At 68.2% G+C, this 15,654-nt stretch carries 10 protein-coding genes and 1 tRNA gene; 1 reads left to right on the forward strand and 10 read right to left on the reverse strand.

The features are described from left to right. Window positions 1–77: 77 nt before the first annotated feature. Entirely contained in the window at window positions 78–2,711 is a 2,634-nt protein-coding gene (gene polA, locus AB663_RS12250) for a DNA polymerase I (protein WP_067199465.1), read from the reverse strand. A gap of 45 nt (window positions 2,712–2,756) precedes the next feature. Here polA and AB663_RS12255 point away from each other — a divergent pair, with 45 nt between their 5' ends. Beyond that, window positions 2,757–3,185: a hotdog fold thioesterase gene (locus tag AB663_RS12255; RefSeq protein WP_067199468.1), complete on the forward strand. Its 429-nt coding sequence runs from the start codon at window positions 2,757–2,759 to the stop codon at window positions 3,183–3,185. Between the two features lie 148 nt (window positions 3,186–3,333). On the opposite strand, the gene AB663_RS12260 is transcribed toward AB663_RS12255, so the two are convergent. The 9 genes from AB663_RS12260 to trpC all read right to left on the reverse strand — a co-directional run bounded on the left by AB663_RS12260 (window position 3,334) and on the right by trpC (window position 15,653). Continuing rightward, entirely contained in the window at window positions 3,334–3,948 is a 615-nt protein-coding gene (locus AB663_RS12260; RefSeq protein ID WP_067199471.1) for an ANTAR domain-containing response regulator, read from the reverse strand. A gap of 80 nt (window positions 3,949–4,028) precedes the next feature. Next, window positions 4,029–4,114: transfer RNA gene (locus tag AB663_RS12265), tRNA-Leu, on the reverse strand. 102 nt (window positions 4,115–4,216) lie between these two features. Next, window positions 4,217–5,665 carry a pyruvate kinase gene (gene pyk / locus AB663_RS12270; RefSeq protein WP_067199474.1) on the reverse strand — a complete coding sequence of 483 codons (1,449 nt, stop codon included), beginning with the start codon at window positions 5,663–5,665 and terminating at the stop codon, window positions 4,217–4,219. Window positions 5,666–5,719: 54 nt separating this feature from the next. Further along, a complete protein-coding gene (locus tag AB663_RS12275) occupies window positions 5,720–7,186 on the reverse strand; it encodes a glutamate synthase subunit beta (protein WP_067199477.1) in 1,467 nt (488 codons plus the stop codon). Then, entirely contained in the window at window positions 7,179–11,702 is a 4,524-nt protein-coding gene (gltB, locus tag AB663_RS12280; RefSeq protein WP_157541052.1) for a glutamate synthase large subunit, read from the reverse strand. The genes AB663_RS12275 and gltB overlap by 8 nt, the downstream gene beginning before the upstream one ends. A 147-nt stretch (window positions 11,703–11,849) precedes the next feature. After that, entirely contained in the window at window positions 11,850–12,863 is a 1,014-nt protein-coding gene (gene lgt / locus AB663_RS12285; protein ID WP_067199485.1) for a prolipoprotein diacylglyceryl transferase, read from the reverse strand. Between the two features lie 10 nt (window positions 12,864–12,873). Beyond that, entirely contained in the window at window positions 12,874–13,677 is an 804-nt protein-coding gene (trpA, locus tag AB663_RS12290) for a tryptophan synthase subunit alpha (RefSeq protein WP_067199488.1), read from the reverse strand. Further along, entirely contained in the window at window positions 13,674–14,882 is a 1,209-nt protein-coding gene (gene trpB, locus AB663_RS12295) for a tryptophan synthase subunit beta (RefSeq protein ID WP_067199492.1), read from the reverse strand. The genes trpA and trpB overlap by 4 nt, the downstream gene beginning before the upstream one ends. Next, entirely contained in the window at window positions 14,883–15,653 is a 771-nt protein-coding gene (gene trpC / locus AB663_RS12300) for an indole-3-glycerol phosphate synthase TrpC (protein WP_067202696.1), read from the reverse strand. Between the last annotated feature and the right edge of the window lies 1 nt (window position 15,654).

Here is a 15,654-nt window from a genome sequence, read left to right on the forward strand (position 1 = left end):
CCAGCCTAGCCCGCGGCATCCGTCGCATCATATTGGTGCACCGCTCTGGGGCTGCGGCACGTTCGAGCACGCGTCGCTCAGTGGGCGGCCTCGTTCCAGTCCTGACCGCGACCGACCTGCACATCGAGCGGCACCGAGAGCTCTGCGGCATCGCCCATGCGCGTGCGCACGATCCTCTCTGCGGCATCCCACTCCCCCGGAGCGACCTCCACCACGAGCTCGTCGTGGATCTGGAGCAGCACGCGTGAGCGCAGCCCCTCGGCGCGGAGGTCGTCGTGGATGTGGAAGAGCGCGATCTTCATGATGTCGGCGGCGCTGCCCTGGATGGGAGCGTTGAGGGCGGCGCGCTCCGCGTTCTCGCGGAGAACCCGGTTGGGGCTAGAGAGGTCGGGGAACGGGCGGCGTCGTCCGAAGATCGTCTCGGTGTAGCCGACCTCCTTGGCCTTCATCACCGACGCTCGCAGATAGTCGCGCACGGCGCCGAATCGCGCGAAGTACTCGACCATGAGCTGCTTGGCTTCGGCCTGCTCGATGCGAAGCTGCTTGGAGAGCCCGAAGGCCGAGAGCCCGTACACGAGACCGTACGACATCGCCTTGACCTTCGTTCGCATGGCAGGCGTCACGTCGGCCGGGGCGACGCCGAAGACCCGCGCACCGACGAAGCGATGCAGATCCTCACCGCTGTTGAACGCTTCGATCAAGCCCTCGTCGCCGGAGAGATGCGCCATGATGCGCATCTCGATCTGCGAATAATCCGCCGTGAGCAGGGATTCGTACCCCTCTCCCACCTGGAACGCGCTGCGGATGCGGCGGGACTCCTCCGTGCGCACCGGGATGTTCTGCAGGTTCGGATCGGTGCTCGACAGGCGCCCGGTCTGGCTCCCGGTCTGCACGTAGGTCGTCCGGATCCGGCGGTCGGCGCCGATCGCCGTGTCGAGGGACTCGATGATCTGACGCAGCTTCGTCGCCTCCCGGTGCTGGAGAAGCAGGCCGAGGAAGGGATGCGGGTGGCTCTCCTGAAGATCGGCCAGCACCGCGGCATCCGTGGAGTACCCGGTCTTCGTCTTCCGCGTCTTGGGAAGCTGCAGGTCGTCGAAGAGCACCTCCTGCAACTGCTTGGGCGAGCCGAGGTTGAACTCCCTCCCCACGAGGGCGAAGGCCTCCTGCGCGAGCCCGTCCGCACGCGCGCCCAGCTCCGCCGAGAACGTCGACAGCACATCGTGCGACACGGTGACGCCGGCGACCTCCATATCGGCGAGCGTGACGAGAGTGGGCAGCTCGATGTCGGTCAGGACTCTCGCGACGTCCGCGGGCAGGTCGTCGCGGAGAGCGGTCGCGACTCGGAGGGCGAACCACGCCTCCTGCGACGGGGTCGCCCCCTCCGTCTCGGGGACGAGTTGCGAGGGATCGGCCTCGGGCAGCTTCTCGCCGAGGTACCGCTGCACCAGGTCGCTGAGCGTCTTGTCGGGGAAGCTCGGCCGCAGCAGCCAGCCGGCCAGGCTGGTGTCGTAGGCGAGGCCACCGAGGCGCACGCCATCGCGAAGGAGGGCCTTCACCTGCGGCTTGGCGTCGTGAAGCACCTTGGGGTGGTCGGACTCGAGCCACTCCCGCAGAGCCGCGGCCGTCTCGTCGTTCCAGTCGACCTCGCGGAGCTCGGACTCGGTGGCGGCGCCGATGCGCGCGGGCAGGCCGCCGACGGTCGTGATCCGAAGTGCGACGTCGCCGGACCGCGTCGCCGCCCACTCCGCCAACTCGGCCGCGGGGACCTCAGCCGGTACCGGCAGCTCGACGACCGACGCGGGGTCGTCGGCGACCTCGCCGGCGCCGACCGCCTCGAAAACGCGCGGGAGCAGAGTGCGGAACTCGAGTCGCGCGAAGATGTCACGGACCGCCTGCGCGTCGATCGGCTGCACGCCGAGATCGCCCGGACCGACGGGCAGCTCGATGTCGGTGAGCAGACGGTTCAGCTTGCGATTGCGCCGGACGTCGTCGATGTGCTCGCGAAGATTGCCGCCCACCACGCCTTTGATCTCGTCGGCCCTTGACAGCAGTTCGTCGAGGGAGCCGAACTGCCTCAGCCACTTGACCGCGGTCTTCTCGCCCACCTTGGGCACGCCGGGGAGGTTGTCGCTCGTCTCGCCCACCAGCGCGGCGATGTCGGGGTACTGCTCCGGGCGCACGCCGTAGCGCTCCATCACGGTCGTCGGATCGTAGCGCTTGAGCTGCGACACACCCTGGACCGACGGGTAGAGAAGGGTGATCTCGTCGGTGACGAGCTGGATCGTGTCGCGGTCTCCCGATACGACGAGCACGTCGTACCCCTGTGCGGCCCCCTGCGTCGAGAGGGTCGCGAGGATGTCGTCTGCCTCGAAGCCCTCCTTCGTGAGCACGGGGATCGACATGGCCGCGAGGCAGTCCTGCAGGAGCGGGATCTGCCCCTTGAACTCCTGCGGCGTCTCGGATCTCGTCGCCTTGTACTCCGGGTACTCGTCTGTGCGGAAGGAGTGCCGCGACGTGTCGAAGGCGATCGCCATGTGCGTCGGCTTCTCGGCCTTGATGAGGTTCACCAGCATCGAGAGGAAGCCGTAGATGGCGTTCGTGTGCTGGTTGTCCTTGGTGGTGAAGTTGTCCACCGGCAGGGCGAAGAAGGCCCGGTAGGCGAGAGAGTGGCCGTCGACGACCATGAGGGTAGGCTTTGCGGAGTCCGTCACCCTGTCAGCCTAACGAGGACGACAGACACCCGCTGAGGAGGATGCATGAGCGACGTCGCGATGAGCGAAGGACTCGAATGGGCGACGGCCCGCGGAATGGGTGCCCTCGCCGAGAAGATGGGCATGCGATTCACCGAGTTCAGCCTCGAGCGCTGCGTGGCGACCATGCCCGTCGAAGGCAACACCCAGCCCGTCGGCCTGATGCACGGAGGCGCCTATGTCGTGCTTGGCGAGTCGCTCGGCTCCATGGCAGCCAATCTCCACGCCGGGCCTGGACGGCTCGCGGTCGGGGTGGACATCAACGCGACGCACACGCGGTCGGCGACCTCCGGCTTCGTGACCGGAGTCTGCACACCTGTGCATCTCGGTCGCAGCATCACGGTGCACGAGATCGTGGTGACCGATGATCAGGGCCGGCGATGCTCGACGATCCGCATCACCAACATGATCAAGGATCTCCCTCAGGACGCCTGAGAGCCCACGAGACGAGGATCCGCTGGGGACCGCAGCGGATCCCAGGGAGCGAGATGCTCACGGTTGGACGTGTGCGCTCGCGCGGGAACCGCACCGTCTCCGCCCTGCACGGGGCGCAGAAGGTGCTCCGCGCCGAGCGGACGCACGACTACTTCTTGGGCGCGAGCTGCTCGATGATCGCCTTGGCGACGTCCTGCATCGTGAGGCGGCGGTCCATCGACGCCTTCTGGATCCAGCGGAACGCCTCGGGCTCGCTGAGCCCCATCTTCTCGTTCAGCAGACCCTTCGCGCGGTCGACGAGCTTGCGGGTCTCGAAGCGCTCGACCATGTCGGCGACCTCGGCCTCGAGCGTGATGATCTGCTCGTGCCGCGCCAGCGCGATCTCGATCGCGGGGAGGAGGTCGTTGGGCGTGAAGGGCTTGACGACGTATGCGAGGGCGCCGGCCTCGCTCGCCCGCTCGACCAGCTCCTTCTGGCTGAATGCGGTGAGCAGGACGACCGGAGCGATGTTGCCCTTGTGCAGTTTCTCAGCGGCGCTGATGCCGTCGAGCTGAGGCATCTTCACGTCCATGATGACGAGGTCGGGACGCAGTTCGGTCGCGAGCGCGACGGCAGTCTCGCCGTCACCTGCCTCGCCGACCACATCGAAGCCGTTGTCGCGGAGGATCTCGACGATGTCGAGACGGATCAGCGACTCGTCTTCTGCGACGACGACGCGTCGGGGTGCGGATGCCGTGGGCTCAGCCTGTTCTTGCTCGGTCACGGATTCATTCTATCGGACGCAGTTCGGCGACGCGGTGAGGGCGCGGCGCGCCCGTGACGTCGTCGCCGCGACTTCTCGTATGGTGCCGGCGGTGGGACTCGAACCCACACGCCCTCTCGGACAAAGCATTTTGAGTGCTCCGCGTCTGCCATTCCGCCACGCCGGCCCTGAACGACCCTACCGTACCCGGGGTGCATGCCCGGACCTCCCGAGTCCGGATACGACGGTGCGCCGCACCCCAGAAGAGCGCGGCGCACCGTACGAGACCTCAGACCCCCGTCTTGTAGATCGGAGCAGCACCGCGGACGGCGTCACCGACCTTGTGCACGCGCAGGTCGTTGGTCGAGCCGATGATCCCAGGAGGCGAGCCGGAGATGACGACGACCTTGTCACCCTCGGCCGCTAGTCCGTTCTCGAGAAGGTACTCGTCGACCTGGTGATACATCAGGTCGGTGTGCTGCACCATCTCGACGAGCGTCGAGCGGAGACCCCAGGTGAGCGCCATGCGGCGGCGGATGCCGGGCTCCGGTGTGAAGGCGAGCATGGGGATGCGCGAGCGCAGGCGCGACAGGCGCCGTGCCGAGTCGCCGGACTGCGTGAAGACGCAGAGGAACTTCGCCTCGACGAACTCGGCGACCTCGAGCGCGGCGAGCGTGATCGCGCCGCCCTGGGTCCGTGGCTTGGTGGTGAGCGGTGGGATGCGCTCCAGACCGTGCTCCTCGGTCGATTCGATGATGCGGGCCATCGTCTCGACCACGACGACGGGGTACTCCCCCACGCTCGTCTCGCCGGACAGCATCACGGCGTCGGCGCCGTCGAGCACGGCGTTGGCGACGTCCGAGGTCTCCGCGCGAGTCGGCACCGGGCTCGAGATCATCGACTCGAGCATCTGCGTCGCGACGATCACGGGCTTGGCGTTGCGGCGAGCGAGCTCGACGGCGCGCTTCTGCACGATCGGGACGGCCTCCAGCGGGAGCTCGACGCCGAGGTCGCCACGGGCGACCATGATGCCGTCGAACGCGTCGACGATCTCCTCCAGCGCGTCCACCGCCTGCGGCTTCTCGATCTTGGCGATGACGGGGATCTTCACGCCCTCTTCCGACATGATCTCGTGCACGCGCGTGACATCGGCGGCGTTGCGCACGAACGACAGCGCGATGAGGTCGGCGCCGGTCCGCAGGCCCCAGCGCAGGTCTTCCTCGTCCTTCTCGCTCAGGGCGGGCACGTTGACGGCCACTCCTGGCAGGTTGATGCCCTTGTTGTTCGAGACGGCGCCGGCGACGACGACGCGCGTCGTGACGGTCACGCCGTCGGTCTCGACGACCTCGACGCGGACCTTGCCGTCGTCGATGAGCAGGAAGTCGCCCGGCTTCACATCCTGCGGGAGGCCCTTGAAGGTGGTGCCGCAGATCTCCCGGTTCCCGATGATGTCCTCGGTCGTGATCTTGAAGGTGTCGCCGACGGCGAGTTCGTACGGGCCGTCCTCGAACCGCCCGAGACGGATCTTCGGCCCCTGCAGGTCGACGAGAACCGCAACGGCACGGCCCGTGTCCTCGGCGGCGCGACGCACGTTGGCGTAGTTCGCGTCGTGCACGGAGTAGTCACCGTGGCTGAGGTTCAGTCGGGCGACATCCACTCCGGCCTCGATGATGGCCCGCACGGTCTCGTACGTGGACGTGGCTGGTCCCAGGGTGGCGACGATTTTCGCGCGTCTCAACAGATTCTCCAGGGTAGAGGGGGATAGAAATCAGGCGACGGTGCCTGGCTCAGCCTACGCGGGCTGGAGCCCGATCGCGACATCCGTGGGACGCACCGGCTCGGGAAGCACCGTCTCCCCCATCAGGAAGCGATCCACGTTCGCCGCAGCCGCGCGCCCTTCGGCGATAGCCCACACGATGAGCGACTGGCCGCGGCCGGCATCGCCGGCGACGAACACGCCGGGGATCGTCGACTCGTAGGACGAGTCGCGCTGGAAGTTGCCCCGGTCGGTGAACTGCGGACGGACATCATCGGTGAATCCGTGCTGCTCCGGGCCGGTGAAGCCCATGGCGATCAGCACGAGATCGGCCGGGATCTCCCGCTCGGTCCCGCTCTTCGGGACGCGGCGGCCATCGACGTACTCGGTCTCCGCGACGCGCAGCGCACGCACCTCGCCGACCTCGTTCCCGAGGAACTCGACCGTGGAGGCGAGGAACACGCGCTCACCGCCCTCTTCGTGAGCGGACGACACCTCGAAGACGGTCGGCGTCATCGGCCACGGCTGGTGGGGCGGCCGCTCCGTGCTCGGCTGGCGGCCGATGGCGAGGTTCGTCACGCTGAGCGCACCCTGGCGGTGCGCGGTGCCGATGCAGTCGGCACCGGTGTCACCACCACCGATCACCACGACGTGCTTCCCCGCGGCGGTGATCTGGTCGGGAACCGTGTCGCCAGCGACGGCACGGTTGGACTCGACGAGGTACTCCATGGCGAAATGCACGCCGTGGAGGTCACGGCCGGGGATCGGCAGATCGCGAGGAACCGTCGAACCCGTCGCGATCACGACGGCGTCGTACCGCGCGCGCAGGTCGGCCCACGAGATGTCCTTGCCGATCTCGACACCGGCGCGGAAGCGAGTCCCCTCCTCCTGCATCTGGCGGAGGCGCGCCTCGAGCTGCGTCTTCTCCATCTTGAAGTCCGGGATGCCGTAGCGCAGGAGACCGCCGATGCGGTCATCACGCTCGAACACCGCGACCGTGTGACCCGCTCGGGTGAGCTGCTGGGCTGCGGCGAGTCCCGCCGGGCCGGAGCCGACGACGGCGACCGTCTTCCCGGTGAGCCGCTCAGGCGGCTGCGGCTCGACCCAGCCCTTCGCGAACGCCTCGTCGATGATCGAGACCTCGATCTGCTTGATCGTCACGGCCGGCTGGTTGATGCCGAGCACGCACGCGCTCTCGCAGGGAGCAGGACACAGCCTCCCGGTGAACTCGGGGAAGTTGTTCGTCGCGTGCAGGCGCTCGATCGCCGCGCGGCCCTCGCCGCGCCACGTGAGGTCGTTCCACTCCGGGATGAGGTTGCCCAGTGGACACCCCTGGTGGCAGAACGGCACACCGCAGTCCATGCAGCGGCTGGCCTGACGGCGGAGCACGGCCTGGTCGCCGGGCTCGTACACCTCTTTCCAGTCCATGATGCGCACCGGCACCGGCCTGCGCGCGGGAAGCTCACGCTCGGTGACCTTCAGAAAACCTTTGGGATCAGCCACCGGTCACCTCCAGGATGCGGTTCCACACGATGTCGCCGTCGGGATCGATCCCCTCGGCCACGGCCTCCTCGCGCATGCTGCGCACGGCGGCGTAGTCGCGCGGGAGGACCTTGACGAACTCGGACGCGGTCTCGTCGAACCGCTCGAGGATCTCCGCGCCCAGCGGCGAGGATGTGCGCTCGACGTGCTCGGAGATGAGGCTCCGCAGCACCTCGAGGTCGGCGCGGTCCAGCGGCTCGAGCAGCAGCTCGCCGCTGCCGAGCGACTGGGCGTTCACCTTGGCCGTCTCGAGGCCGCGGACGTACGCCACTCCCCCGGACATGCCTGCACCCAGGTTGCGCCCCGTCGGACCGAGGATCACCGCGACACCGCCGGTCATGTACTCGAGCGCGTGGTCGCCCACGCCCTCGACGACCGCGGTCGCACCGGAGTTGCGCACCAGGAAACGCTCGCCGACGATGCCGGAGATGAACATCGTCCCCGACGTGGCGCCGTAGCCGATGACGTTGCCGGCGATCACGTTCTCGTGCGGCCGGATCGTCGCTCCGCGCGGCGGGCGGATCGTGATGTCTCCGCCGGAGAGGCCCTTGCCGACGTAGTCGTTCGCATCGCCCTCGAGCCGGAGGATGATCCCCGAAGGAAGGAAGGCTCCGAGCGACTGTCCGGCCGTTCCCCGAAGCGTGACGTCGATGGTCTCACGCGGCAGGCCGGCAGCACCGTAGCGCGCGGTGACCTGGTGGCCGAGCATCGTCCCCACCGCTCGCTCGGTGTTGGCGATCGGCAGCTCGACCACGACGGGGTCGCCGTTGAGCAGAGCATCCTTCGCCACGTCGATGAGCTGCACGTCGAAGTGCTTCTCGAGCTCGTGGTCCTGGGCGCGCCGGCTCCGGCGCGGCTCCCCCGCCGGGGACGCCGGGCCTTCGAGGATCGGCGACAGGTCGAGTCCCTGTGCCTTCCAGTGCGCGACAGCCGCGTCGACCTCGATGAGGTCCGAGCGCCCGATGATCTCGTCGAGGGAGCGGAATCCGAGCTCGGCGAGCAGTTCGCGCACTTCCTCCGCGATGAACTCCATGAAGTTCACCACGAACTCCGGCTTGCCCGTGAAGCGCTCCCGGAGCACCGGATTCTGCGTCGCGACGCCGACCGGGCAGGTGTCGAGATGGCACACGCGCATCATGATGCATCCGCTGACGACGAGGGGCGCGGTCGCGAAACCGAACTCCTCCGCGCCGAGCAGCGCGCCGATGATGACGTCGCGGCCCGTCTTGAGCTGACCGTCGACCTGCACGACGACGCGGTCTCGCATGCCGTTGAGCATGAGCGTCTGCTGGGTCTCGGCGAGGCCGAGCTCCCACGGTGTGCCGGCGTGCTTGAGGGAGTTGAGCGGGCTCGCCCCGGTGCCCCCATCGTGGCCCGACACGAGGATCACATCGCTGAGAGCCTTGGCGACACCGGCCGAGACCGCGCCGATGCCCGACTGGCTGACGAGCTTGGTGTGGATGCGCGCACCGGGGTTCGCCCTCTTCAGATCGAAGATGAGCTGCTTGAGATCCTCGATCGAGTAGATGTCGTGATGAGGAGGCGGCGAGATGAGACCGACTCCAGGGGTGCCGCCGCGCGTGCGCGCGACCCACGGATACACCTTCTGCGGCGGAAGCTGCCCGCCCTCGCCGGGCTTGGCACCCTGCGCCAGCTTGATCTGGATGTCGTCGGCCTCGGTGAGGTAGAGGCTCGTGACGCCGAAGCGACCCGACGCGACCTGCTTGATCGCGCTCCGCCGCTCGGGGTCGACGAGCCGGTCGGGATCCTCGCCGCCCTCGCCGGTGTTCGACTTGCCGCCGATCCGGTTCATGGCGATCGCGAGGGTCTCGTGCGCCTCTTTCGAGATCGAGCCATAGCTCATGGCACCCGTGGAGAACCGCTTCACGATCGACGACACCGGCTCGACCTCGTCGAGGGGAACAGGCTTGCGCGTGCCCGTGCGCAGGCGGAACAGCCCGCGCAGGGTCTTCAGCTCGGCAGCCTGGTCGTCCACGAGCTTCGTGTACTGCCTGAAGATGTCGTAGCGTCGCTCGCGGGTCGAATGCTGGAGCTTGAACACCGTCTCCGGATTGAACAGGTGCGGCGAGCCGTCGCGGCGCCACTGGTACTCGCCACCGGTCCACAGCCGTTCGTGGGCACGCGCGGCGGCGTCCTCCGGGTACGCGTAGTCGTGCCTCGCCTGATTCTCGGCGAAGATTTCCTCGATGCCGATCCCGCCGAGCTTCGACTCGGTGCGGGTGAAGTACGTGTCGATGAACTCCTGGCTCAGCCCGACGGCCTCGAAGACCTGCGCGCCGGCGTACGACGAGACCGTGGAGATGCCCATCTTCGACATGATCTTCAGCACGCCCTTGCCGAGCGCGTAGATCAGGTTGCGCACGGCCTTCTCGGGACTGATGCCCGTGATGTAGCCGGTGCGCACCAGGTGCTCGACGGTCTCCATCGCCAGATACGGGTTGATCGCGGAGGCGCCGTAGCCGATGAGGGTCGCGACGTGGTGCACTTCGCGGACGTCTCCGGCCTCGACGATCAGACCCACCTTCATGCGGTTCTCGCGGCGGATCAGATGGTGATGCACGGCCGAGAGCATGAGGAGCGACGGGATCGGCGTGAGGTCCTTGTTCGAGTCGCGGTCCGACAGGATGATGAACTCCGCGCCGCGCTCGATGGCCTCATCGACCTCGGCGCACATCTCGGTCAGGCGCTCCGCGAGCGTGTGGGGGCCGGCGTCGAAGTGGTAGAGGCCCTTGATCGTGACGCTGAACCGTCCGGGCAGCGCCTTGTCGATGTGCCGGATCTTCGCCAGTTCATCGTTGTCGATGACCGGGAAGTCGAGCGACACCGTGCGCGTGTGCTCCGGGCCCCAGCTCAGCAGGTTCCGCTCGGGGCCGAGACCCAGCTTGAGGCTCGTCACGACCTCCTCGCGGATCGAATCCAGTGGAGGATTCGTCACCTGCGCGAACTGCTGTGTGAAGTAGTCGAACAGCAGGCGCGGCCGCTTGCTCAGCACGGCGATCGGGGTGTCCGAGCCCATGGCGCCGAGCGGCTCCACGCCGTTCTGACCCATGGGCGTGAGAAGGAGCCGCACCTCTTCTTCGGTGTACCCGAAGGTCCGCTGACGACGGGTGATCGACGCGGGCGGATGCACGATGTGCTCGCGCTCCGGAAGGTCTGCGAGCCGGACCGATCCTGCGTCGAGCCACTCCTGCCAGGGGTGCAGGTGAGCAAGCTCGTTCTTGATCTCCTCGTCTTCGATGATGCGCCGCTGTGCGGTGTCGACGAGGAACATCTTCCCGGGCTGGAGTCGGCCGCGACGCTTGATGCGCTCGGGCTCGAAGGTGAGCACACCCGTCTCCGAGCCGATCACGATCAGCCCGTCGGTGGTCTCGGTCCAACGGCCGGGGCGGAGTCCGTTGCGGTCGAGCGTGGCTCCGACGAGTGTGCCGTCGGTGAAGATCAGTGCGGCCGGACCGTCCCACGGCTCCATCTGGTTGGCGTGGTACTCGTAGAACGCGCGCAGCTCGGGTGAGATGTCCGACTGCTTCTCGTACGCTTCGGGGACCATCATCATGATGGCGTGCGGAAGGCTGCGTCCGGTGAGGGTGAGGAGCTCGAGCACCTCGTCGAAGGATGCCGAGTCGCTGGCGCCTTCCGTGCAGATCGGCAGCAGCGGCGCCATGTCGCCGAGCAGCTCCGACTCGAGCTGCGACTGGCGGGCGCGCATCCAGTTGCGGTTGCCGCCCACCGTGTTGATCTCGCCGTTGTGGGCGAGCATGCGCAACGGCTGCGCGAGCGGCCACGACGGGAACGTGTTGGTCGAGTAACGGGAGTGCACGACGGCCAGCTCGGAGGCGAACCGCTCGTCCTGCAGGTCGGGGTAGAACGGCTCGAGCTGCAGCGTCGTCACCATGCCCTTGTAGCCGAGCGTGCGGCTGGAGAGTGTGACGAAGTAGGCGCCGAGCTCGTGTCCCGCGCGCTTGCGCAGGCGGTACGCGACACGATCGAGGGCGATGCCGGTCAGGGGTGCATCGGCGTGCGTGGTTCCGCCGGCGCTCACGAACAGCTGCTCGAAAGCGGGACGGGCCTCGTCGGCGAGCTTGCCGAGGTTCTCGTTCGCGGTCGGCACCTCGCGCCATCCGAGGACGCGCAGGCCCTCTTCGCGCGCGATCTTTTCGATGCCCGCCTTCTGCTGGCGTCGTTCTCCGGAGTCGCGCGGGAGGAAGGCGAGTCCGGCGGCGTACTCCCCCAGCGGCGGGAGGTCGAAGTCGCAGACGGCGCGGAGGAAGGCGTCCGGCATCTGCGTGAGGATGCCCGCTCCGTCTCCGGTGCCGGCGTCGGAGCCGATCGCTCCCCGGTGCTCCAGATTTCTCAGCGCCTCGAGCGCGAGGGCGATGATGTCGTGTCCGGCTTCACCGCGCAGGGTCGCGACCATGGCGAGGCCGCATGCGTCCTTCTCGAACGCGGGGTTGTACATTCCCTGCTTCGGGGGGTAGGCGCCGGACGCGCCGTACGGAGGCTGAAAATACACCTGTACCGTCCTCAGATCTTCGGATGACCCGGGGACGTCATTGGCCGGGCTATTGCAGTGGGGTCCTCACGGTGGCGGAGGCGATCGGGAGCCTCACGCGTCCGTGGGAGCGGTGCTTGTGGCGCTGGCTCCTGCGGGGATCTCATCGGACGGAGGCTCGCTCACGTCCACGAAATCGGAGGTATTGTCCTGCGATTCTACATCAGCGTCTGCGACGTTCCGGCCGCGACCGGGCCGATACGGCGACGGCTCGATCCCGAGGTGACGACGATGCTGCACGATGAGGATGACGACACCGACGACGACGCCGATGATCGCCGCCCAGACGTTGCTGCGGAGGCCGAGGATGATCTCACTCGGATCGATGCGGATCGACTCCCACACGATGCGGCCGGCGCTGTACCAGATCAGGTAGACCGCGAAGAGGCGGCCCCACTGGAAGTACACCTTGCGACCGAGCCACAGCAGCACGAGAACGCCGATCCCGTTCCAGATCACCTCATAGAGGAATGTGGGGTGGAACAGCGTCCCTTCAGGGAGGCCGGGCGGGAACGCCGAGTTGGTGGACTCGATCTCGAGCCCCCACGGCAGATCGGTCGGCAGTCCGAAGAGCTCGTGGTTGAACCAGTTGCCGAAGCGCCCCATCGCCTGCGCGAGCAGGAGGCCGGGGGCCAGGGCGTCGGCGAACGTCCAGAAGCGGATGCCGGTCCAGCGGCATCCGAGGTAGGCGCCGACGGCGCCGCCGATGAGCGCGCCGAAGATCGCGATGCCGCCTTCCCAGATCGCCCACACGGAGCCGGGCTGGAAGGGGTTCCACGTGTTCTTGTCCGGCCCGAAGTAGAAGTTCGGGTGCGTCAGCACGTGGAAGATGCGTGCGCCGATGATGGCCAGCGGCACCGCGAGGATCGCGATGTCGATCACGACCCAGCGCTCCGCTCCGCGCTTCGTCAGGCGGTGGTTCGTCATGAGCACGGCGACGATGATGCCGGCGATGATGCAGAGCGCGTAGAAGTGGATCCGGAACGCCCCGAGGTCGATATAGGAGACGGGAGGGCTCGGGATGCTGGCGAGCACGCCGGTGACGGTGCTGTGAAGCGCGAGGGACATGAGTGCGATTCTAGTTCTCGTGTACGGGGCTCGCCGACGACGTGCCGGCGGCCAGGGTTCGGGTGACGTCTGCGAGGGCCTCCAGCCCTCCGTCGCGGAGGGCGCGCACCAGGGCGGTGCCGACGATCGCGCCGTCGGCGTACTCGGACACGCCGGCGATCTGCTCGGCGGTGGAGATGCCGATGCCGACGCACGCGCGGGCCGCTCCGTGCTCACGCAGGCGTCCGACCAGCGTGCGCGCGGCGCGGTCGAGCTCCGCGCGCTCCCCCGTGATGCCCATGGTCGAGACCGTGTAGACGAAGCCGGTGGATGCCGAAACCACGAGGTCTAGTCGCTCATCGGTCGACGTGGGCGCTGCGAGGAAGATGCGGTCGAGGCCGGTGCGTTCGCTGGCTGCGATCCACTCCCCCGCGACATCCGGCGTGATGTCCGGCGTGATGAGGCCGGCGCCACCCGCCGCGAGGAGATCGTCGGCGTAGCGGTCGACGCCGTACTGGAAGACCGGGTTCCAGTACGTCATGACGAGCACGGGGACGTCCACGGCCTGTGTGATGGCTCGCACCGCGGTGAAGAGGTCCTTCATGCGGAAGCCGCGCGCGAGCGCTGCCGTGGTCGCCTCCTGGATGACGGCGCCGTCCATGACCGGGTCGCTGTACGGCGGACCCAGCTCGATGATGTCGACGCCGTTGTTCGCGAGAGTGATGGCGGCCTGGATGCTCGTCTCCAGATCGGGGAACCCGACGGGCAGGTACCCCACGAAAGCGGTCCGTCCGGCGGCGTGGGCGGCGGCGATCGCCTCTTCGACGCGGCTCATGCGCGCGCCTCCTCGTCGTACAGGTGGAAGTACCGCGCGGCGGTGTCCATGTCCTTGTCGCCGCGTCCGGACAGGCACACGGCGAGCACGGCATCCGGCCCCAGCTCGCGACCGATCCGGATCGCGCCGGCGAGGGCGTGCGCCGACTCGACGGCCGGGATGATGCCCTCGGTGCGGCTGAGCAGGCGCAGCGCCTGCATGGCCTCGTCATCGGTGGCGGGGATGTACTCGGCGCGGCCGATGTCGGCGAGCCACGAGTGCTCCGGGCCCACTCCGGGGTAATCGAGGCCTGCGGAGATCGAGTGCGACTCGATCGTCTGGCCGTCCTCGTCCTGCAGGACGTACGTCTTCGCTCCGTGCAGGATGCCGGGACGCCCCCGTTCGATCGACGCGGCATGCCTGTCGGTGTCCACGCCGTCGCCGGCCGCCTCGACGCCGTAGAGCTTGACGCCCTCGTCGTCGAGGAAGGCGTCGAACATGCCGATGGCGTTCGACCCGCCGCCGACGCAGGCGACCACGGCATCGGGAAGGCGACCCACCTCGTCGAGCAGCTGCTGACGCGCCTCTTCGCCGATGATCTTCTGGAAGTCGCGCACCATGGCGGGGAACGGGTGCGGCCCCGCGGCCGTGCCGAAGATGTAGTTCGTCGTCTCGACCGAGGCGACCCAGTCGCGGTAGGCGTCGTTGATCGCGTCCTTGAGCGTGCGCGAGCCGGAGGTCACGGCGACGACCTCCGCGCCGAGCAGGCGCATGCGAGCGACGTTGAGGGCCTGACGCTCCGTGTCGACCTCGCCCATGTAGATGGTGCAGTCGAGCCCGAACAGCGCTGCCGCGGTGGCCGTGGCAACGCCGTGCTGGCCCGCACCCGTCTCGGCGATGACGCGCGTCTTTCCCAGGCGCTTGGTCAGCAGAGCCTGGCCGAGCACATTGTTGATCTTGTGTGATCCGGTGTGGTTGAGGTCCTCGCGCTTGAGGAACACGCGTGCGCCACCGGCGTGCTCGGCGAACCGCGGCACCTCCGTGAGGGGCGACGGGCGACCGGCGTAGGAGCTCAGCAGGCGGCTGAGCTCCTGGCGGAACGCGGGGTCGGCGATCGCCTCGGTGTACGCGACCGTGAGCTCGTCGATGGCCGCGATGAGGGACTCCGGCATGTAGCGGCCGCCGTAGTCGCCGAACAGCGGACCGTGCTGGTCTCGCAGACTCACTCAGACCTCCAGGAAACTCGTGAGCGTCGCGACGGGGTCGCCCGTCACGAGCGCCTCGCCGATGAGCACGACGTCGGCGCCGGCCGACCGGTAGCGCGCCACGTCGGCGGGTGTCAGCACGGCCGACTCCGCGATCTTCACCGCAGTGCTGGGAATGCGGTCGACGAGGCGGCCGAACAGATCGCGGTCGAGTTCCAGCGTGGTGAGGTCGCGTGCGTTGACGCCGATGAGGGAGGCGCCGAGGTCGATCGCGACGTCGAGCTCCTCCGCCGAGTGCGTCTCGACCAGGGGGGTCATGCCGAGCTCCAGGATGAACGCGTACAGGTCCCGCAGCACGTCGGGCTCGAGGCCGGCGACGATGAGGAGCACGAGGTCCGCGCCTGCGGCCCGCGCCTCGAGGACTTGATAGCGGGTGGCGATGAAGTCCTTGCGCAACACCGGCAGTGAGACGCGCGCGGTGACCGCTTCGAGATCGGCGAGGCTGCCCCCGAACCGGCGCTCCTCGGTGAGGACGCTGATCGCGGACGCACCCCCGGTCTCGTACAGCGACGCCTGCAGCGCGGGATCGGGGATCTCGGCGAGAGCTCCGCGTGACGGGCTGGCGCGCTTGACCTCGGCGATGATCTTGACCCGCTCGGCCGGTGCGAGGAACGACAGCGCATCTTTCGCGGCCGGACGCGCCAGGGCGTCGCGCTCCACGACCGCGAGCGGCCGGGAGAGCGCGCGGCGCTCAGCGTCTGCGACTGCGCCGGCCGTCAGGTCGGCGAGCACC

This window comes from Microbacterium sp. XT11 (assembly GCF_001513675.1).
GTDB lineage: Bacteria > Actinomycetota > Actinomycetes > Actinomycetales > Microbacteriaceae > Microbacterium.